Source organism: Rhodococcus sp. 27YEA6 (genome assembly GCF_044908235.1).
In the GTDB taxonomy this organism is placed as follows: domain Bacteria; phylum Actinomycetota; class Actinomycetes; order Mycobacteriales; family Mycobacteriaceae; genus Rhodococcus_F; species Rhodococcus_F qingshengii.
Genome location: NZ_JBIYCY010000005.1, coordinates 380,695 through 399,645 on the forward strand (window position 1 = coordinate 380,695; position 18,951 = coordinate 399,645).

The 18,951-nt window shown below is 63.3% G+C and carries 18 protein-coding genes; 4 read left to right on the top strand and 14 right to left on the bottom strand.

The genetic code is table 11. From position 1 onward, the window contains the following. Window positions 1-151 precede the first annotated feature (151 nt). Both ABH939_RS16605 and ABH939_RS16610 read left to right on the top strand, forming a co-directional pair. Window positions 152-481, top strand: coding sequence for a type VII secretion target (locus ABH939_RS16605; RefSeq protein ID WP_287483038.1), 330 nt, complete (start codon window positions 152-154; stop codon window positions 479-481). Continuing rightward, window positions 478-1,713 (top strand): hypothetical protein, encoded by a 1,236-nt coding sequence (locus tag ABH939_RS16610; protein ID WP_404649834.1) that lies wholly within the window; start codon window positions 478-480, stop codon window positions 1,711-1,713. The genes ABH939_RS16605 and ABH939_RS16610 overlap by 4 nt, the downstream gene beginning before the upstream one ends. Window positions 1,714-1,725: 12 nt before the next feature. Here the strand turns inward: ABH939_RS16610 and ABH939_RS16615 are convergent, their stop codons facing one another. From ABH939_RS16615 to ABH939_RS16630, 4 genes are all read right to left on the bottom strand, one after another. Further along, the gene (locus ABH939_RS16615; RefSeq protein ID WP_003943334.1) at window positions 1,726-2,715 is read right to left on the bottom strand and encodes a malate dehydrogenase; all 990 of its coding nucleotides are present in this window, start codon (window positions 2,713-2,715) and stop codon (window positions 1,726-1,728) included. Window positions 2,716-2,781: 66 nt separating this feature from the next. After that, entirely contained in the window at window positions 2,782-3,411 is a 630-nt protein-coding gene (locus ABH939_RS16620; RefSeq protein ID WP_404649835.1) for a hypothetical protein, read from the bottom strand. Next, entirely contained in the window at window positions 3,401-4,672 is a 1,272-nt protein-coding gene (hisS, locus tag ABH939_RS16625) for a histidine--tRNA ligase (protein ID WP_404649836.1), read from the bottom strand. The genes ABH939_RS16620 and hisS overlap by 11 nt, the downstream gene beginning before the upstream one ends. 15 nt (window positions 4,673-4,687) lie before the next feature. Continuing rightward, window positions 4,688-5,368, bottom strand: coding sequence for an MBL fold metallo-hydrolase (locus ABH939_RS16630; RefSeq protein ID WP_311094821.1), 681 nt, complete (start codon window positions 5,366-5,368; stop codon window positions 4,688-4,690). Window positions 5,369-5,563: 195 nt separating this feature from the next. On the opposite strand from ABH939_RS16630, the gene ABH939_RS16635 reads away from it, so the two are divergent. Together ABH939_RS16635 and ABH939_RS16640 are read left to right on the top strand one after the other, a co-directional pair. Then, on the top strand, window positions 5,564-6,445 hold the full coding sequence (locus ABH939_RS16635; protein ID WP_003943303.1) for a peptidylprolyl isomerase: 882 nt from the start codon (window positions 5,564-5,566) through the stop codon (window positions 6,443-6,445). After that, a complete protein-coding gene (locus tag ABH939_RS16640; protein ID WP_370333875.1) occupies window positions 6,445-7,257 on the top strand; it encodes a peptidylprolyl isomerase in 813 nt (270 codons plus the stop codon). Before ABH939_RS16635 ends, ABH939_RS16640 begins: the two co-directional genes overlap by 1 nt. 52 nt (window positions 7,258-7,309) lie before the next feature. On the opposite strand, the gene ABH939_RS16645 is transcribed toward ABH939_RS16640, so the two are convergent. The 10 genes from ABH939_RS16645 to ABH939_RS16690 all read right to left on the bottom strand — a co-directional run bounded on the left by ABH939_RS16645 (window position 7,310) and on the right by ABH939_RS16690 (window position 18,878). After that, window positions 7,310-9,721, bottom strand: a complete 2,412-nt coding sequence (locus tag ABH939_RS16645) for a bifunctional (p)ppGpp synthetase/guanosine-3',5'-bis(diphosphate) 3'-pyrophosphohydrolase (protein ID WP_003943344.1) — start codon at window positions 9,719-9,721, stop codon at window positions 7,310-7,312. A gap of 98 nt (window positions 9,722-9,819) precedes the next feature. Beyond that, window positions 9,820-10,398 (bottom strand): adenine phosphoribosyltransferase, encoded by a 579-nt coding sequence (locus tag ABH939_RS16650; protein WP_007732962.1) that lies wholly within the window; start codon window positions 10,396-10,398, stop codon window positions 9,820-9,822. Further along, entirely contained in the window at window positions 10,395-12,125 is a 1,731-nt protein-coding gene (locus ABH939_RS16655) for an ABC transporter substrate-binding protein (protein ID WP_404649838.1), read from the bottom strand. Before ABH939_RS16655 ends, ABH939_RS16650 begins: the two co-directional genes overlap by 4 nt. A gap of 2 nt (window positions 12,126-12,127) precedes the next feature. Beyond that, window positions 12,128-13,339 (bottom strand): protein translocase subunit SecF, encoded by a 1,212-nt coding sequence (gene secF / locus ABH939_RS16660; RefSeq protein WP_404649839.1) that lies wholly within the window; start codon window positions 13,337-13,339, stop codon window positions 12,128-12,130. Continuing rightward, window positions 13,336-15,057, bottom strand: a complete 1,722-nt coding sequence (gene secD / locus ABH939_RS16665; RefSeq protein ID WP_007732956.1) for a protein translocase subunit SecD — start codon at window positions 15,055-15,057, stop codon at window positions 13,336-13,338. Before secD ends, secF begins: the two co-directional genes overlap by 4 nt. 197 nt (window positions 15,058-15,254) lie before the next feature. Next, window positions 15,255-15,602: a preprotein translocase subunit YajC gene (gene yajC, locus ABH939_RS16670; RefSeq protein ID WP_200314974.1), complete on the bottom strand. Its 348-nt coding sequence runs from the start codon at window positions 15,600-15,602 to the stop codon at window positions 15,255-15,257. A 139-nt stretch (window positions 15,603-15,741) separates the two neighbouring features. Continuing rightward, window positions 15,742-16,839, bottom strand: coding sequence for a Holliday junction branch migration DNA helicase RuvB (gene ruvB / locus ABH939_RS16675; RefSeq protein WP_003943304.1), 1,098 nt, complete (start codon window positions 16,837-16,839; stop codon window positions 15,742-15,744). Further along, on the bottom strand, window positions 16,836-17,435 hold the full coding sequence (ruvA, locus tag ABH939_RS16680; RefSeq protein WP_007732953.1) for a Holliday junction branch migration protein RuvA: 600 nt from the start codon (window positions 17,433-17,435) through the stop codon (window positions 16,836-16,838). Before ruvA ends, ruvB begins: the two co-directional genes overlap by 4 nt. After that, entirely contained in the window at window positions 17,432-18,001 is a 570-nt protein-coding gene (gene ruvC / locus ABH939_RS16685; protein ID WP_003943325.1) for a crossover junction endodeoxyribonuclease RuvC, read from the bottom strand. The genes ruvA and ruvC overlap by 4 nt, the downstream gene beginning before the upstream one ends. Before the next feature lie 124 nt (window positions 18,002-18,125). Further along, window positions 18,126-18,878: a YebC/PmpR family DNA-binding transcriptional regulator gene (locus ABH939_RS16690; protein ID WP_007732951.1), complete on the bottom strand. Its 753-nt coding sequence runs from the start codon at window positions 18,876-18,878 to the stop codon at window positions 18,126-18,128. Window positions 18,879-18,951: the final 73 nt, after the last annotated feature.

The following is an 18,951-nucleotide window of genomic DNA, read 5'->3' on the forward strand; positions in this document are numbered from 1 at the left end:
CGCACTCGCAATACCAACACCGGAGCCGAATGTAATCTCTGCCACTTCGTCCAGGTTGTCCGGAACCGCTGAGTAGGTCGCGTCGTCTCCCTGTAAGGGCCCACAGTGGTCCGCTAAAGTTCTCACGACGCTTACCAACTGGGGGGTAATGATGAGCGAATTGACTGTCGCCACTGACGGCATCCGAAAGTACGGCTCGACGTCGACCGAAGCGGCAGGACGCATCGCGCAGGCCGCCGCCGTCGATCTGGGTGCAAACATCGCAGCAGTCGCACCGGCCGTGGGCCCCGTCGGGATCGAATTTCTCGAAGCATTCGCGCGCGCTCAGGCCACACACACCAAAGATGTTGCAGCACTCGCCATGTTCTACGCCGGCAACGCCGCGACGGCCGGTGCAGCCGCGCAGGCCTACGACACCACAGATCATGCAATCGCAACAGATCTGACCGCTGCGGCCGGATCGACGGGCGCGACCGCGTGAGCACCGAAGACGACTCGACGACCGTCATCGAATTCCTTCACGGTGGCGCTCCTGCCCCGGTACTGCCGAACAATGTGGTCGAATCGATGCTCGCCGGCATACCGGTACCGGCACTCCTCGGAATCGAAGATCTGTTCGCGCCCTTGATCGAACTCGGGAAGAGTCTCGGCACAGGCACTTTTGCGGGCATCGATCCCGTCGGCATCTTCGATCAGGCGTCCACTCTCATCGACCACGCCATGGGACTTTCCCGAAGCGCGGTCGCCGAGGTAGGCCAGACCTGGAACAGCACCGGCAGTGACGCCGCGACCGAACTGTCGCGATCCGCCCAGAACAGCGGCGCAGAATTGAGCGAACGCGGAACCGCGATATCGAAAACTGCTGCCGCCGCCGCGGAATCGGTGCAGCGAGGCAACGCGAATCTCGCGGCAATCGCGCAGTCCTTCGCCACCACGGTTGCAGCTGCCGCGCCCATCGCGTGGACACCACCCGGACAGGCGATGTTGCTTGCCTCGGCAGCTGAACACATGCAGGCAGCCGTCGCGGCGGTGACTCGGACGCGTGGGGAGATGCTCGGGCACACCGCAGCCATGAACGCCCTTGCCGGACCGATCCCCGTGCCGACCCCACCGACCAGTGAGGCACTCTCCAACCTGGTCACTGCGGAGGCAATCAACAACGCCGCCCGTCAGATCGCCCAACCTCTTTCTGCCTCAACCGATGCCGGTGATGCGCCGTACTCCACCCACCCGGACTCCACTCAGCCAGGCACCGGGGCTGTTCGAACCTCGGCTGCACAGGCCGGCGCCGGGCTTCCGACCGGCGTCGACAAGCTGTGGGGCGCAGGCAATCCGTCGACGTCACTCGCAGCCGGCGCGTCGCCGTCACCCAGTGCGACGGCGAGCTCTGGCGGAGCATGGGTGAGCGGAAGCGGTGGCACTACCGGCGGAATGGTGAGGGGTGCAGCGGGAGTTGCTGCAGTTCAACCGGTTCCGGTAGCAACGCCCGGCCTGGGTGCACCATCGTCGACAGTCGGCAGTAGCGGCATGTCGCCGGGCGGCATGCTGGGCGGTGGACCCCGCGGATCTCGGGACGACGAGTCGTCACGCACTACCCCGAGGTATCTCGTCACTGCCGGCGACGAGAATTCGATGGTCGACGATCTGCCGATGGTGTCGCCGCCCGTGCTCGGGGCTGACGATCCCGATCAGTACCTGTTCCGAGATCTCTGATCAAGACAAACCTCAGACGAAGCCCAACTCCCGCACCGCCGCACGCTCCTGCTCCAGTTCGCTGACGGACAGGTCGATCCGTTCGCGTGAGAAGTCGTCGATCGCGAGGTCGGGAACGATAGCGAACTCGCCATCGGCACAGGTCACCGGGAAGGAAGAGATCAATCCTTCGGGCACTCCGTAGGAACCGTCCGAACAGACGGCCATGGATACCCAGTCGTCCTCGGCGGTACCGATCACCCAGTCGCGGACGTGGTCGATCGACGCGCTGGCCGCACTCGCCGCAGAGGACGATCCCCGCGCAGCGATGATGGCGGTGCCTCGCACCTGCACAGTCGGGATGAAATCGTTCTCCACCCAGTCGCGGTCGTCGATCACCGCGAGTGCAGGCTCACCTGCGACAGTCGCGTGGGACAGGTCCGGGTACTGCGTCGCCGAATGGTTTCCCCAGACGGACACCTTGCGCACCGACGACGCACGAACCCCGGTCTTCTTCACCACCTGCGCGATCGCTCGGTTGTGGTCGAGACGTGTCAGCGCACTGAACCGAGCATCGGGCACATCCGGTGCATTGTTCATCGCGATGAGCGCGTTGGTGTTGGCCGGGTTTCCCACGACCAGTACCTTGACGTCCGAGGCTGCGTTGTTATTGATCGCCTTCCCATGCGCTGTGAAAATCGCGCCGTTCGCACTCAGCAAGTCGGCACGCTCCATCCCCTTGCTCCGCGGACGTGCGCCGACCAGCATCCCGACGTTCGCGCCGGAGAAGGCGACATCGGGATCGTCAGTGATGTCGATGGAGCTCAGCAACGGAAATGCGCCGTCTTCGAGTTCCATCGCAACGCCTTCGGCAGCGGACACGGCGGCAGGAATCTCGAGCAGTCGAAGTTTGATCGGGACGTCAGCGCCGAGCATCTCCCCCGCAGCTATGCGGAAAAGCATTCCGTATGCGATCTGACCCGACGCTCCGGTTACCGTGACGGTTACGGGCGCAATACTCATTGCCGACTCCTCACCTGCCGTTTTCACGACTGTCCGTTCTACAACGCTGTAAGAACGGTTTCCACGCTAGTCGAGTAAACCGGCCACTTCGTGGTCTGTCAGTGTGGTTCTCGGCACTCGTCCCTCCGCCGTCACGAGTTCGACGGCGCGGTAGAGCGGACGCTCGGCGAGTCCGGCGCCGCGGGCTTCGGCACGCAACTGTTCGATCAGCACCGAGGACAACGCGGCAGCCGGTACCAACTCGCTGGCCGCCAGCGCGTCGGCGAGCTTGCGGAGTGCAAGGATCTCCAACTCGCGCCCACCCCCCGCGGTATACAACGCGAGCGGGATCCGCACGGTGGACCGTCCGTCGCCGAGCGTCAAGCTGACTTCGCTGATCCGGCCGGATCGCACCGTCAATGCCGCCGTGAGTACCTCGGCCACGTCGACGACGTTGGTTCGAAAACCAGCTTGCGCACGAACTCTGTTGCCGTACAACGTGATGTGCCGGCGCAGCGTCATCAGGATCGCAAGTGACGTCGGCACCGCGATGACGGCACCGAAGATCACTCCAACGGTCGCCGTCGAGAACACACTGACGATCAACCCGACGACCACACCGAACACCACGACAACAACGGCGAATTTCTTCAGCCGCGGCGCGATCAACGCCACGGGAACCAGATCGAGCGAAACCGGTTCGGCCTCAGTGCTCAACGAGTTCCCCGAGCTTGTCGACAACCTGGTCGAGCGCCACTGCCTCCTGCTCACCTGTTGCCAACTGTTTGACAACGACAACGCCCTCTTCGAGTTCACGCTCGCCGAGAACCAAAGCGATCGCGGCACCCGAACGATCAGCTGCCTTCATCGAGCCCTTCACGCCACGGTTTCCGTACGCCAGGTCGACGCGAATCCCATTGGCACGCAACTGATGTGCGATCTTCACCAGTGCGGCCTTCGCCTCGGCACCCATCGGTACACAGAAGACGTCGACACGCGCCGGTGGCGCAACGGACTTGCCCTCGGCCTCGAGCGCGAGAACCGTGCGGTCGACGCCGATTCCGAACCCGATGCCCGAGAGCGGCTGTCCACCCAGCTGTTCCATCAGACCGTCGTAACGACCACCACCACCGATTCCGGACTGCGCACCCAGTCCGTCGTGCACGAATTCGAAGGTTGTCTTGGTGTAGTAGTCGAGGCCGCGGACCATGCGCGGGTTGACGACGTACGGAACGCCCAATGCGTCCAGGTGCGCTAGCACCTCGCCGAAGTGCGCCTTGCAGCTCTCGGACAGGTGATCCAGCATGAGCGGTGCGCCGGCCGTCATCTCGCGCACATCCGGGCGCTTGTCGTCGAGCACGCGGAGCGGGTTGATCTCGGCGCGTCGACGCGTGTCTTCGTCGAGTGGGAGTGCAAAGAGAAACTCCTGCAGCAGTTCGCGATACTGCGGCCGGCAGGTGTCGTCACCGAGAGAGGTGATTTCGAGGCGGAAGCCGTCGAGCCCCAACGACCGGAATCCGGCGTCGGCGATCGCGATGACCTCAGCGTCGAGCGCGGGGTCGTCGATCCCGATGGCTTCGACGCCAACCTGCTGCAACTGGCGGTAGCGACCGGCCTGCGGGCGCTCGTAGCGGAAGAACGGGCCCGCGTAGCTGACCTTGACCGGCAACTGTCCACGATCGAGGCTGTGCTCGATGACCGCACGCATGACTCCGGCGGTTCCCTCGGGACGCAACGTCACCGAACGGTCACCGCGGTCGGCGAATGTGTACATCTCTTTGCTGACGACGTCGGTCGACTCACCGACACCGCGAGCGAACAGGCCGGTGTCCTCGAAGATCGGCAATTCGATGTGGCCGTATCCGGCCAACCTCGCGGCGCGCGTCAAACCGTCACGAACGGCGACGAATTCGGCTGACTGCGGCGGAACGTAGTCCGGAATGCCCTTGGGTGCAGAGAAGGTGCTGGCTTTACTCACGAGAGGTACTTTTCCTTATTCTTGTGCGCTGAGTCCAACGAGAAACGGATTCGAGCTTCGCTCGGCGCCGATCGAACTGTTGCCGCCGTGCCCGGGCAGGACCACTGTCTCGTCACCGAGTACCAATAGCTTGCGGGCGATCGAAGCGAGCAACTGCTCGTGATTTCCGCCGGGCAGGTCGCTGCGCCCGATGGAACCCTGGAACAGGGTGTCACCGGTGAACGCCAAATCCACGGGCCCGCTCTCGGTGTGCGCCTGGGTGCGGAACACCACCGATCCCTGCGTGTGCCCGGGTGTGTGGTCCACGACGAACGTCATTCCGGCCTCGGTGATCTTGTCTCCGTCGGCCAGTTCGATCACCTCGTCCGGCTCCACGAACGTCATGCCTTGAATGAATTCCTTCATCGTCGGGCCGATCCCCCGTGCCGGATCGCTGAGCATGTAGCGATCCTCGGGATGGATGTACGCGGGTACGGAATACCGCTCACAGACCTCGCGGGCCGACCACACGTGATCGAGATGACCGTGCGTCAGGAGGACCGCCGTGACCGACATGTCCTTGGAGTCCAGATATTCGAAGAGCGGCTCAGCTGCATCCTGACCCGGATCTACGACTACGCACTCGCACGCGTCGTCCTGAGCGAGTATGTAGCAGTTGGTTTGGAACATCCCGGCCGGAAAACCAGTGACGAGCACGGGGGCAACTCCTCTTCGAAGGGTGGAAACGAACAACACGCTGTCGGTTACAGCCTAAGCTGCTGCCCCGCCAGTAAGTTCTCAGGTTGCAATGGGAGACTCTGACGACGAGTAGAGCCGCTTGCCGAAGCCGACCCCCAGGGTGTTGCTCGGCCGGCCGACCACGATCCACCCGCGATACGGAGGACTACAGCAGTGCCGAGTAACGAGCAACGCCGCGAGGCGGCGAAACGCAAGCTCGAGCGTCAGCTCGAACGTCGCGCAGAACGTGCCCGCAAGCGCAAGCAGATGACGATAGCCGGAACTGCGCTCGGCGTGGTCGTCGTAGTCGGCGTCGTCGGTGGACTCATCTGGCTGAGCAATCGCAGTGACGACGACGCGAACACCACCAACACTGCTGCCGACGACTCGAGCCTCACGCCACAGACCGCGGGTGCAATGCCGGCCGGTCTGTCGACGCCACTGGCCGACACGGTCTCCTGCTCGTATCCAGCCGACGGCGCTACCGCGTCCAAGGCCAACAACCCTCCTCGTACCGACGGGATTCCCACCACCGCGCCGGACGCGACGCCGAGCATCAGCGTCGAGACCTCGCAGGGAAACATCGGGCTCACACTCGACGGAACGAAGTCTCCGTGCACGGTCAACAGCTTCGTGAGCTTGGCGCAGCAGGACTACTTCAACGACACCACCTGCCACCGCATGACGACGAGCCCCTCGCTCCAGGTGCTGCAGTGCGGTGACCCGTCGGGCACCGGCACCGGCGGACCGGGCTACGGCTTCGACAACGAATTCCCCACCACGGCGTATTCCACCACCGACCCGGCAGCGCAGGAGCCCGTCACCTACGCGCGCGGCACGGTTGCGATGGCCAACACCGGGGCACCCGGTAGCAACGGCAGCCAGTTCTTCCTCGTCTACGGCGACTCACAACTCCCCCCGCAGTACACGGTTTTCGGCACGATCGACGAAACCGGGCTCGCCACTTTGGACAAGGTCGCGGCCGGCGGATCGACGCCAGAGGGTGACGGCAAGCCGAATCTGACCACCGACATCAAGACAGTAAGGCTCGACTGATGCGACGTAATCCTGTGATGCGCTTTCCTGTAGTTATTGCCGCCGCAAGCGCCGCGGCGCTGCTTCTGGCTGGTTGTTCCAGTGATTCCGGTAGCTCGGACTCGCCGTCCAGCACCTCCAAGGCGAAGACGACAACGGCTGCCATGCCGCCGCTCGACATGTCACAGTTCGACGCACTCCCGCCTGTCCCGACTCCGGCCTCGGCGACCGTCGACTGCTCGTACCCGAGCGCGGCGGGTGCAGCAAAAACCGTCAATCCGCCGAACTCCACGGGTGTGTCCACCGAGGGAACCGTCAACGTCGCGCTCACGACTACGGCCGGCCCGATCGGGATGGAACTGAACCGGGCGGAAGCCCCCTGCACGGTCAACAGCATCGTGAGCTTGACCGAGCAGAAGTACTTCGACGACACCCCGTGCCATCGACTCGTCACCACACCCGGTCTACAGATCCTGCAGTGCGGCGATCCCTCGGGCAAGGGCACGGGCGGACCGGGCTACGGCTTCGACAACGAGTACCCGACCACTGCCTACCCGGCTAACGATCCGGCACTCTCCTTGCCTGCCGTCTACCCCCGCGGCACGCTGGCAATGGCCAACTCGGGTAAACCGGGCAGCAACGGCAGTCAGTTCTTCCTCGTCTACGAGGATTCGGTCTTGCCGCCCAACTACACGGTCTTCGGAAAGATCGACGACGCCGGCCTGGCGACGATCGAGAAGATCGCGGCCGACGGCGACGACGGTGGCATGGGAGCAACCGGCGGCGGTGCACCCAACACCCCGATCACCATCGAGACTGCAGTAGTCGCCTGACCCCCTGTGCGCCTTTATTAACCGCCCGCGGTTAATAAAGGCGCACAGCAGTTTACGAGGCAGAGGTCACGCGGTAGACGTCGTAGACGCCTTCCACGTTACGAACCACGTTGAGAACATGACCCAAGTGCTTCGGGTCGCCCATCTCGAAGGTGAACTTGCTGATCGCCACCCGGTCGCCGGACGTGGTGACCGAGGCCGACAGGATGTTCACCTTCTCGTCTGCCAACGCCTTGGTGACGTCGGAAAGCAACCGATGACGATCGAGCGCCTCGATCTGGATCGCGACCAGGAACACCGATGTCGCTGACGGTGCCCATTCGACGTCGATGATTCGCTCCGACTGATCGTGGAGCGAGTTGGCGTTGGTGCAGTCGGTACGGTGCACGCTGACCGCGCCGCCACGCGTGACGAAGCCCAGAATCGAATCGCCCGGTACCGGCGTGCAACACTTCGCGAGTTTTGCCACCGTGCCCGGCGCTCCGGGAACCAGAATTCCGGAGTCACCCGTACTGCGGGTGCGCACCGGCATGGTCGACGGCGTCGAACGCTCGGCCAGTTCCTCCTCGACGGCGCCAACGCCGCCCAGATGAGCAACCAGTCGCTGCACGACGTGGTGCGCCGACACCTGGCTCTCGCCTACGGCCGTGTACAACGCCGAGACGTCGGGATAGCGAAGTTCGTGCGCGATCGTGCTCATCGATTCGGCATTCATCAACCGCTGCAACGGAAGTCCCACGCGGCGGACTTCCTTCGCGATCTGATCCTTGCCGGACTCGAGCGCCTCCTCGCGGCGTTCCTTCGCGAACCACTGACGGATCTTCGCCTTGGCACGCGGCGAGACGACAAACGTCTGCCAATCACGGCTCGGCCCGGCGGTGGCAGCCTTCGACGTGAAGACCTCCACCACTTCGCCGTTTTCGAGAGTTCGTTCCAGAGCGACCAGTCGGCCGTTGACCCTGGCACCGATGCATCGGTGCCCGACCTCGGTGTGCACCGCATACGCGAAATCGACGGGGGTCGATCCGGCAGGCAACGTGATGACGTCGCCCTTCGGCGTGAAGACGAAGATCTCCTTGACCGCGAGGTCGTAACGCAACGATTCGAGGAACTCCCCCGGATCGGCCGCTTCACGTTGCCAGTCGAGTAGCTGACGCATCCACGCCATGTCGTCGACCTCGGCGATGTCGCCCGCGTGCTTGCCCTTGGTCTCCTTGTACCGCCAGTGCGCGGCGATACCGAACTCCGCGGTCCGGTGCATGTCCTGGGTCCGGATCTGGACCTCCAGGGGCTTGCCTTCCGGTCCCACGACGGTGGTGTGCAGCGACTGGTAGACGCCGTAGCGCGGCTGTGCGATGTAGTCCTTGAAGCGTCCGGCCATCGGCTGCCACAGTGAGTGGACAACGCCGACCGCGGCGTAACAGTCACGCACTTCTTCACACAGGATGCGGACGCCGACCAGATCGTGGATGTCGTCGAAATCGCGGCCCTTGACGATCATCTTCTGATAGATCGACCAGTAATGCTTGGGCCTGCCTTCGACGATGGCGTTGATCCGCGAGGCGGACAGGGTCGAGTTGATCTCGGCGCGAACCTTGGCCAGATAGGTGTCACGAGAAGGCGCGCGATCGGCGACCAGTCGAACGATCTCGTCATACTTCTTCGGGTGCAAGATGGCGAATGAGAGGTCCTCGAGTTCCCACTTGACGGTCGCCATTCCAAGTCGATGTGCAAGTGGCGCAATGACTTCGAGAGTCTCTCGCGCCTTACGTGCCTGCTTTTCTGGCGGCAGGAATCGCATCGTGCGCATGTTGTGCAGACGATCCGCGACCTTGATCACGAGCACGCGCGGGTCCCGCGCCATCGCGATGATCATCTTGCGGATGGTTTCGCCCTCGGCGGCGGTGCCCAGAACGACCTTGTCGAGTTTGGTGACGCCGTCGACGAGGTGAGCGACCTCGTCACCGAAGTCCTTGGTCAACTCTTCGAGTGAGTACCCGGTGTCCTCGACGGTGTCGTGCAGCAGGGCTGCGACGAGGGTGGTGGTGTCCATACCCAACTCGGCCAGAATGCTTGCGACGGCCAACGGATGCGTGATGTACGGATCGCCGGACTTGCGACGCTGGCTCGAATGTCTGTCCTCGGCGACGTCGTACGCACGCTGGAGCAGCGCGAGGTCGGCCTTCGGATACAGCTCACGGTGGAGGCTGACCAACGGCTCGAGCACCGGGCGGATGGTGGCGTTGCGCTGACCGGTGATGCGCCGAGCAAGCCGAGCGCGCACCCTACGGGAGGCGGAAGCGGGCACGGCCAGATTCTGCCCACCCCGATTGCCGGTAGTTTGCGCAGATCCCGAATCGTCGGGCACCGCGGACTTCGATGGTGTCGTCTCCGGAGCCGGAACTGCACCCGTCTCCTGCGACACTGCACCCGAGTTCTGTGATCGATCAAGATTCGACGTCATGTCGCCACCTCCTACCACCGAGTTGGTTGAGGCAACCGCCCTGCATCGGGTAATTGCCCTGGAGGTCTAACTCGACCCCCAGGAGACAACTTTAATACTCAGACCTTCACCAGTGATGTCAGTGGGTACTTCAAGAAGCGATCTCGACCGCGCAGTTCCTCGATCTCGAGCACCACTGCGACGCCGACGACGTTCGCTCCACCCAACTCGACCAACTGTACAGCCGCCTCGAGTGTCCCTCCGGTAGCCAGAACGTCGTCGATCACCAGAACATTCCGCCCGGTGAGATCGAAGCCGTTTGCGGGAATCTCGAGAGTCGAGGATCCGTACTCGAGGCTGTACGAACGAGAGAGCACCGGCGGCGGCAGTTTGCCGACCTTCCGCACGGCAACGACTCCCGCACCCATCTTCGCGGCCGCACCGGCACCGAGCAGGAAACCGCGAGCATCGACGGCGGCGATCGTGTCGGCGTCCGGAGCACAGGCGACAAGGGCATCGAGCACGGCCCCGAACCCCTCGGCGTCGGCGAACACCGGAGTCAGATCGGCGAACCGAACACCGGGACCGGGAAAGTTGTCCGCCCAGCGGGTCAGCCGAACAACGGCGTCCCCGGCAGCCCGGTGGATTGCGATCAATTCTTCAGTCGTGTGCAAGGCAACACCATTCGAGACGCTCATCTGCGTAGTACCCATCTGTCCATGTTCCAGCCGGTAGCGGCCCGAGTCGGATTGACCAACACTGCCGACATGCCTGGAGCTACAGCGACAGTTCGTAGTTGATTGAACAGTGGAATCGTAGGCACCTGGGTCCACAGGATGTTCTCCGCCTCCACCGAGAGTCCCAATTGCGCACTCGTGCTCGCATCCACGTTCAACTGATCGATGATCTGATCGATCCTGGCATTTCCGTACGTACCGAGGTTTGCGCCGTTGCCCGATCGCAGCGCTCCGCGCGCATCGATCATGCTCGCTGTTCCGCCTGCGCCGACTTTGCCTGCCATGCCGGAGAGCACGGCGTCGACTCCCCCACTCTGCAGACTCGCGGGATCGAAGCTGTCGCTACTTGCGTCCTCGACCGTGATTCCCGCCGGAGCACACGCGGCTTTCGCTTCGGAGACGATCTGCGCCCGCACCGGGTCCGGTGCGAGGTACCCGACCCGGACGGTCAACTGGTCGAGGTCGGCTTCCGACAACGACGTCTTCGCAGCCTCGATGTCGGCATTGGCGTACCGATCACCGTCGACCGCAGCGGCGTCGCTGTAAACGAGTGAATCCGGCGCCATCAGTCGCGAATCGACCACGCCGGAACCCAAACCCGCCTGCGGCGCATCCTCCGTCTGCCCGAAATTCTCGAACAGAGTCGTACGCGGAACACAATGCGCGAACGCTCGACGGGCGGCTTCGTCCCCCAGCGAACCAGAGGTCGCGAGAACGAACTGCTCGATCGACCGCGACGGAATCTGTTGGACGTCGAACCCGGACGGAGTACCGAGTTCGCCAGCCGAGCCGGAAGCGACGTCGACTACCTCGATCGAGTTCTTGTCGAGATCCTCGGTCAGATTCACACCACGTGGCCAGACGACGATGCGATCAGTCGCCGGCTTGTTGCCCCACCACCGCTCGTTCGCGACCAGCACCAGGCCGTCGTCGGTACTGTACGAGTCGATTCGATACGGACCAGCGGAGGGCAGTACGGAGGTGTCCACCTGACCTGGAGTCAGGTTCCACCCGGTGTTCCAGAAGTCCGCGATCTTCGACAACGCTTCGGTGTCACCGGCATTCACCGCGCTCACCACGTCGCTGACACCCGTGCGCTGCGTCACGACGTGTGAAGGCATCAACGCAGTCGCACCGAACAACGACCGCCAATCGGTGAACGATCGCCCGGGTTTGAAGAACACCGTCGCGTCCTTCGCCCCGCTCTGGCAGTCGATCCGGTCGATGTCCGCGTATCCGAGATTGTTCGCCGTGTCGAACATGGGCTTCACGGCACCATCGACGTCTTCGGTGAACTTGCCACTCGACGCCGCCCAGGTGAGGACGAGATCGTCACAGGACATCGGAATCCCGTCGGAGTACACGGACGCCGGATTGAGCTTGTACGAGACCGTGAGCACGTCACCGGGCAACTCCGACGCCGTTCCGATGTCGGTGTCGGAGACAGGTGCTCCGGCCGGGCCGGTGAACGTGAAGCCGGGAAGCACCCGGCCGAACGCGGCCATCGCCCCGGACACCGATCCAGCTGTCGTGTTGGCGTTGTAAGTGGAGATGGAGTTGTCGATGGCATATCCGATGGACGGAACCTGCTCGGCGCTTTCCGAGCAGGCCGCCAACGAACCCGCAACCACAGCGGTGGCCGCAACGAACGTCATCGATCGAACCAGTGTGCGTGTTCTTGGGAGCATGTTCAGTGCCCCTTCTTGTTTCGCTTTCCGGTCGGCCGCGCACCCGGCTGCGGAGCAACCGGCGCACGGCGTGCAACTGGTGCGCCGACGGCAACCGTCTGCGTACCCTTCTCGGCCAGCGTAGCCCGGCGCGAGAGCACCTTACGAGTGTGCGCGGCAACGGGTCCCCAGCGTTCCTTCATCGACACCAGGAGCGGCGTCGCGAAGAAGATCGAGGAGTACGCACCCACGATGATGCCGACGAGCTGAACGAGCGCAAGGTCCTTGAGTGTGCCGACGCCGAGCATCCAGACCGCGACAACCATCAGAGCGATCACCGGGAGCACGCTGATGACGGTCGTGTTGATCGATCGCATCAAGGTCTGATTCACCGCGAGGTTGGCCTGCTCGCCGTACGTCCGGCGCGTCAGATGCAGAACACCGCGGGTGTTCTCTTCGACCTTGTCGAACACCACCACGGTGTCGTACAGCGAGAAGCCGAGAATGGTGAGCAAACCGATCACCGTCGCGGGCGTCACCTCGAAACCGACGAGCGAGTAGACGCCGGCAGTGACGATGATGTCGAAGAACAACGCAACGATCGCAGCTACCGCCATGTCCCGCTCGAAGCGGATGGCGATGTAGATACTCACGATCACCAGGAACACAATCAGCGCGATCAGCGCCTTCTTGGTGATCTGGCCACCCCAGGTTTCACTCACGTCCGCAAAACTGATGGCTTGCGCCGACGGGTTCCCGTTCTTGTCCTTGGGCTGGAACTCGTCGAAGAGAGCCGACTGAAGATCGTTGATCTGCGTCGCGTTCAACGTCTCCGACCGGATCTGCACGGTTGCGCTGGCACCCGAGCCGACTGTCTGCACGCTGACCGGTTCGAACCCGAGTGTGTCGGAGTAGACGGTTTCCACCGCCGACGTCTCGACTCCGCCCTCGGCCGGGAACTGAATGCGTGATCCGCCTTCGAAATCGATACCGAAGGTGAAGCCGCGCAGAATGATGCTCAGCAGCGCAATGGCGACCAGAGCGCCGGTCAGTCCGTAGTAGAAGCGACGCTTGCCGACGACCTCGAACGCACCCGTTCCGGTGTACAACCGCGAGAGCCAGCTGTGCTTGGGCATCGCGCCCTGATCGACGCCTGAGTCAGTGATCTCCGACCGGGCCGCCGCATCGGCGGAACTGTTGGTGGACCCCACCGGGGAGTTGTTGGACTCGCTCATGCTCGTGTCTCCTTAGCCGACGCAGCGGCGGCAACCTTACGTTCGCGGGCAACCTCTTGCACTGCGCCGAGACCGTTGACGCTGGGCTTGGACCAGAACGCCGAACGGGACGCCATGCTGACCAGTGGCCACGTCACGAGGAACACGACAATCACGTCGAGAATGGTCGTCAGACCCAAGGTGAAGGCGAAGCCTCGCACCTGTCCGACCGCCAGCACGTACAGAACTGCAGCGGCGATGAAGCTCACCGCGTTGCCGGAAAGAATTGTTCGGCGTGCTCTTGCCCAACCGCGTGGCACCGCCGAGCGGAAGCTACGGCCCTCACGCATTTCGTCCTTGATGCGTTCGAAGAACACGACGAACGAGTCGGCGGTCATACCGATACCGATGATCAGACCAGCCATGCCGGCCAAGTCGAGCGTGAAGCCGATGTATCTGCCGAGCAGAACCATGATCGCGTAGACCATGACTCCGGAGAGAATCAGCGACAACGCCGTCAGGACGCCGAGCATGCGGTAGTAGACGAGGCAGTACAGCAGAACGAGAACGAGACCGACCGCGCCGGCGATCAATGCCGCCTGCAGTGAGGCCAGGCCGAGCGTGGCCGAGACCGTCTCGGCCTCAGAGGCTGCGAACGAGAGCGGAAGCGAACCGTACTTCAGTGTGTTGGCAAGTTCTTTGGCACTCTCGGCAGTGAAACTGCCCGTGATCGAGGTGGCGCTACCCGCAGGCGTTGCACCTTGAATCGTGGGAGCGCTGACGACCTTCGAGTCGAGCGTGAACGCTGCCTGCTTGCCGATGTTGGCTGAGGTGAACTCGGCCCAGGTGTTGCTGCCGGTCGTCTTGAACGAGAGGCTGATCTCGTGGCGCGACTGCTGCGAGTTGAAGACCGAAGACGCGTCGGCAATCTCCTGGCCGTCGATGATCGAAGGACCGAGGAGATAGATGTTCAGTCCGTCTTGCGAGCACGCGACCAGCGGCAGGGTCGGGTCGTCGTTTCCACGGAGCGGATCCGCGACGGAGCAGTCGAGGTTCGCCACTGCTTGCTGCTGCACTGTCGGATCGCTGCTCTGTCGGAGGGCGCGCGCTGCGGCGATTTCCGCTGCTGCTGCGTCGCCTTCGTCGGTGCCGTCGCTCGGCGCGTCCCCGGTGGGGGCCGGAGTCGTTGTCTGCGGCGCGGGCGTTGCCTCGGGAGTAGTCGGGTCCTGAGCCAGGAACGGACGGTTCTGCGGCGTCTGCGTCCCGTCAGCGGGTGCTTCGGGGGCCGGTGCATCAGTGGCCGGAGTTTCGGCCGCCGGCGCCTCAGGCGTAGCTGTCCGATTCGCGTCACGGGTGGCGACGTCGATCGAACCCGTCACCGGGCGGATGTACAGACGAGCGGTCTGGCCGAGCGAGCGAGCCTGCGCACTGTCGTCGCCGGGAACGGTGATGACGAGGTTGTCACCGTCGACAACGACCTCGGAACCGGAAACGCCGAGACCGTTGACGCGGGTCTCGATGATTTCCTGAGCCTGCTTGAGACTGTCCTGACTGGGAGCGCTGCCGTCCGGGGTACGAGCGGTCAACGTGACGCGCGTTCCACCCTGCAGGTCGATGCCGAGCTTCGGCGTGGCCGACTTGTCTCCAGTGAAGAACACCAGGGCATACAGTGCCACTACCAGCACCCCGAAAAGGGCCAGGTAGCGGACCGGATGCACCGTTCCGGTGGAAGGTGCCACGATCTTTAAGTCTCCTCGGTAGGTGCAGAGCTTCAGTAAGTGCACGGCTCGGGTGGTCGACGACCACCCGAGCTGCGGCGTTCGAACTGCAACGATTGATCAACGGGGTGAACTGAGCTGCTGGTGTAAGAGCGGACAAACCGATCTGGACGTGTGTCCGAGTTCACAACTCTAGAACACGTACCAGTTCGACGAAGTCAGGACTCCTTGGTGAGCCGGATTTCGGTGTCGGCAGCAGACTCTTCGATCTCGGAAATCGAGTCGTCGTCGTACTCGTCGGTCTCGGCCGTCTCGACGACGCGCTCACGGATGACCAGACGCGACCAGGTGGTGATGACACCGTCCGCGATCTCGAGGTCCACGGTGTCGTCGTCCAGGGAAGCGATCGTGGCGTAGAGCCCGGCCGTGGTCTGCACCCGATCGCCGACCTGCAGCGAGTCCTGCATCTCGGAAGTCGCGGCCAAGGCCTTCTTCTGCTTGCGCATGCCCAGGAACATGGGCACCAGCAGTGCGAGGATCAAGAGGGGGAAAAGCAAACTCGACATGTGTTGATCAACCTCGGTTGTGTTGCACGTTTTACGCCGCGATGGTCCCGGATGGACCTACGCAATACACCAGTGTGCCATTAGTTGCTGAGGATTCCTGACAGATCGGCCGTTCAAGTAGGCCTTTCCAGTCGAAATTTCACTCGCCGTTCGGATCGAACAACGTGGCCTGCGGTTCGTTGACACGAACCTCGATACCGCCCGCTGCGGCATCCGGCGGCGGTGTCATTCCGAGTTGAGTCCAGGCAGCGGCGGTAGCCACACGTCCTCGCGGCGTCCGGGCGATCATCCCGGCCCGGACCAGGAACGGCTCGCACACTTCTTCCACCGTCGACGGTTCCTCGCCGACGGCCACCGCAAGCGTCGACACGCCGACGGGCCCGCCGCCGAACGACCGCACCAACGCACTCAGTACCGAACGGTCGAGACGGTCCAAGCCCAACTGGTCCACGTCGTAGACGGCCAAGGCCGCCTGAGCGACGTCCATGGTGACGATTCCGTCGGCGCGCACCTCGGCGAAGTCGCGAACCCGGCGCAGCAATCGGTTCGCGATACGCGGTGTCCCCCGCGAGCGTCGTGCGATTTCGGCACCGGCGTCAACTTCGAGATCGACGCCCAGAATTCCGGCCGAACGCATCAGAATCTGTTGCAGCTCTTCGGGTTCGTAGAAATCCATGTGAGCGGTGAACCCGAAGCGGTCGCGTAACGGACCGGTCAGCGCACCCGACCGCGTAGTCGCACCGACCAGCGTGAACGGTGCAACCTCCAGAGGAATCGACGTGGCACCCGGCCCCTTACCGACGACGACGTCGACACGGAAGTCTTCCATCGCCAGGTACAACATCTCCTCGGCCGGACGAGCGATTCGGTGAATCTCGTCGATGAACAACACGTCGCCCTCGACGAGGTTGCTCAGCATCGCGGCCAGGTCTCCGGCGCGTTCGAGCGCCGGTCCGGACGTCAACCGCAGAGAAGAGCCCAACTCCCCCGCGATGATCATCGCCATCGACGTCTTGCCGAGCCCGGGGGGACCGGACATCAGGATGTGATCAGGCGTGCTGCCACGAAGTTTTGCTCCGGTGAGCACGAGCTGCAGTTGTTCGCGAACACGAGGTTGCCCGATGAAGTCGTCGAGACTCTTGGGGCGCAGACTCGCTTCGACATCACCGTCTCCCGCCACCAATTCGGCAGAGACCTGCGACTCGTCGTCGAAATCGTCGATCGGGTCGAAGTTCATCGAGTCTTACCGAGCAGCGAAAGAGCAGAACGCAGTGCGACCGACGTGGTGGCCTCGGGCGATTCCGCCAGAACCGAATCCGTGGCCTGCTCAGCCTGCTTGATCGGGAAGCCCAGACCTTCGAGAGCCTCGACGATCTGATCACGGATCGAACTGCCGACGACGACACCGGACGCCGCGCCGGCCGTCGTCGCGACGGCGTCGACCTTGTCGCGCAGTTCGACAACCATGCGCTCGGCGCCGCGTTTTCCGATACCGGGGACCCTCGTCAACGCCGTCAGGTTGCCTTCCGAGAGCGCCCGCCGCAGCGCGTCCGGTTCGAGAACTGCAAGAGTTGCCATCGCCAGGCGCGGTCCGACTCCGGAAACCGTCTGCAGGAGGCTGAACAGGTCCTTCGACTCGGTATCGGAAAAACCGTACAGCGTCATCGAGTCTTCGCGAACGATCATCGTCGTGAACAGTCGCGCTTCGCTTCCCCGGTGCAGCGCACCGAGAGTCACCGGGGTGGCATTGACCCGATAGCCGACACCTGACGCTTCGATGACCGCGTGATCGAGCGCAATATCGAGTACCTCGCCGCGTACCGACGCGATCATCGTGAACCTGCCTTCTTCGTCTCGGCCAATTTTGCCTGATACTTACGCATTTGTTCAGCGGCCATCGCCTCGGCGCGGGCCATCCGCTCGATCATCGGTGCTCGCCAGCAGTGACAGATCGCCAGCGCCAGAGCGTCGGCAGCGTCAGCAGGTTTCGGCGCCGTCTTCAAATTCAGGATTCGCGTCACCATCGCAGTGACCTGCGCCTTGTCGGCGTTACCGCTGCCGGTGACGGCGGCCTTCACCTCGCTGGGCGTGTGGAAACACACCGGAATGCCGCGTCTGGCGGCAGCGAGCGCGACAACTCCGCCTGCTTGCGCCGTCCCCATCGCGGTACTGACGTTGTGTTGCGCGAACACGCGCTCGATCGCGACGACCTCCGGCTTGTACTGCTCGATCCACAGTTCAGCCGCATCGGAGATCCGCAGAAGCCGAGAACCGAGGTCCATCTCGGCCGGAGTCCGCACCACGTCGACCGCAATGGGGCGCACTTTCCTGCCGTTGCTCCCGTCGACCACTCCCAACCCGCAGCGAGTCAAGCCTGGGTCCACTCCGAGCACGCGCACTTGTCACACCTCTCCATACCGAACAGCTGTTCGATAGCTTAGCGGTGCGCGGGACTACTACCCCGCATCAACACGCAACCCGGCCCGGACGCGGACGTCAGGACCGGGTTGAGTTGAAAAGCAATCAGTCTTCGAGAGCCGCGAGAACCTCGTCGGACAGATCGATGTTGGTGTAGACGTTCTGCACGTCGTCAGAATCTTCGAGCGCGTCGACGAGCTTGAAGATCTTGCGTGCGCCGTCGACATCCAAGGGAACCTCGACGGAAGCGCGGAAATCGGCTTCAGCGGAGTCGTAGTCGATGCCGGCTTCCTGAAGTGCCGACCGTACGGCAACCAGATCCTGTGGCTCACTGACGATTTCGAAGGTTTCACCGAGATCGGTGACTTCCTCGGCACCGGCGTCGAGCACAGCCATCAGGACGTCGTCCTCCGACTGGCCGTTCTTCTCGAGCGTGACGACACCCTTGCGAGCAAACAGGTAGGAGACGGAACCCGGGTCAGCGAGGTTGCCACCGTTACGGGTCATCGCGGTGCGAACTTCACCGGCTGCGCGGTTGCGGTTGTCGGTGAGGCACTCGATCAGAACGGCGACGCCGTTGGGTCCGTAGCCCTCGTACATGATGGTCTGCCAGTCTGCGCCGCCCGCTTCTTCACCGGCGCCGCGCTTGCGCGCACGCTCGATGTTGTCATTGGGAACAGACGTCTTCTTCGCCTTCTGGATGGCGTCGTACAAGGTGGGGTTGCCCGTGGGATCGCCACCGCCGGTTCGTGCCGCCACCTCGATGTTCTTGATCAGCTTCGCGAAGGATTTGCCACGACGTGCGTCGATCACAGCCTTCTTGTGCTTGGTGGTGGCCCATTTTGAGTGGCCGCTCATGCGATTCAAGCCCCTTTCCTGCTGCGTTGCGCACGCCGAATGCGCGTCTTTCAGCTCTGCCGATGTTACCCGT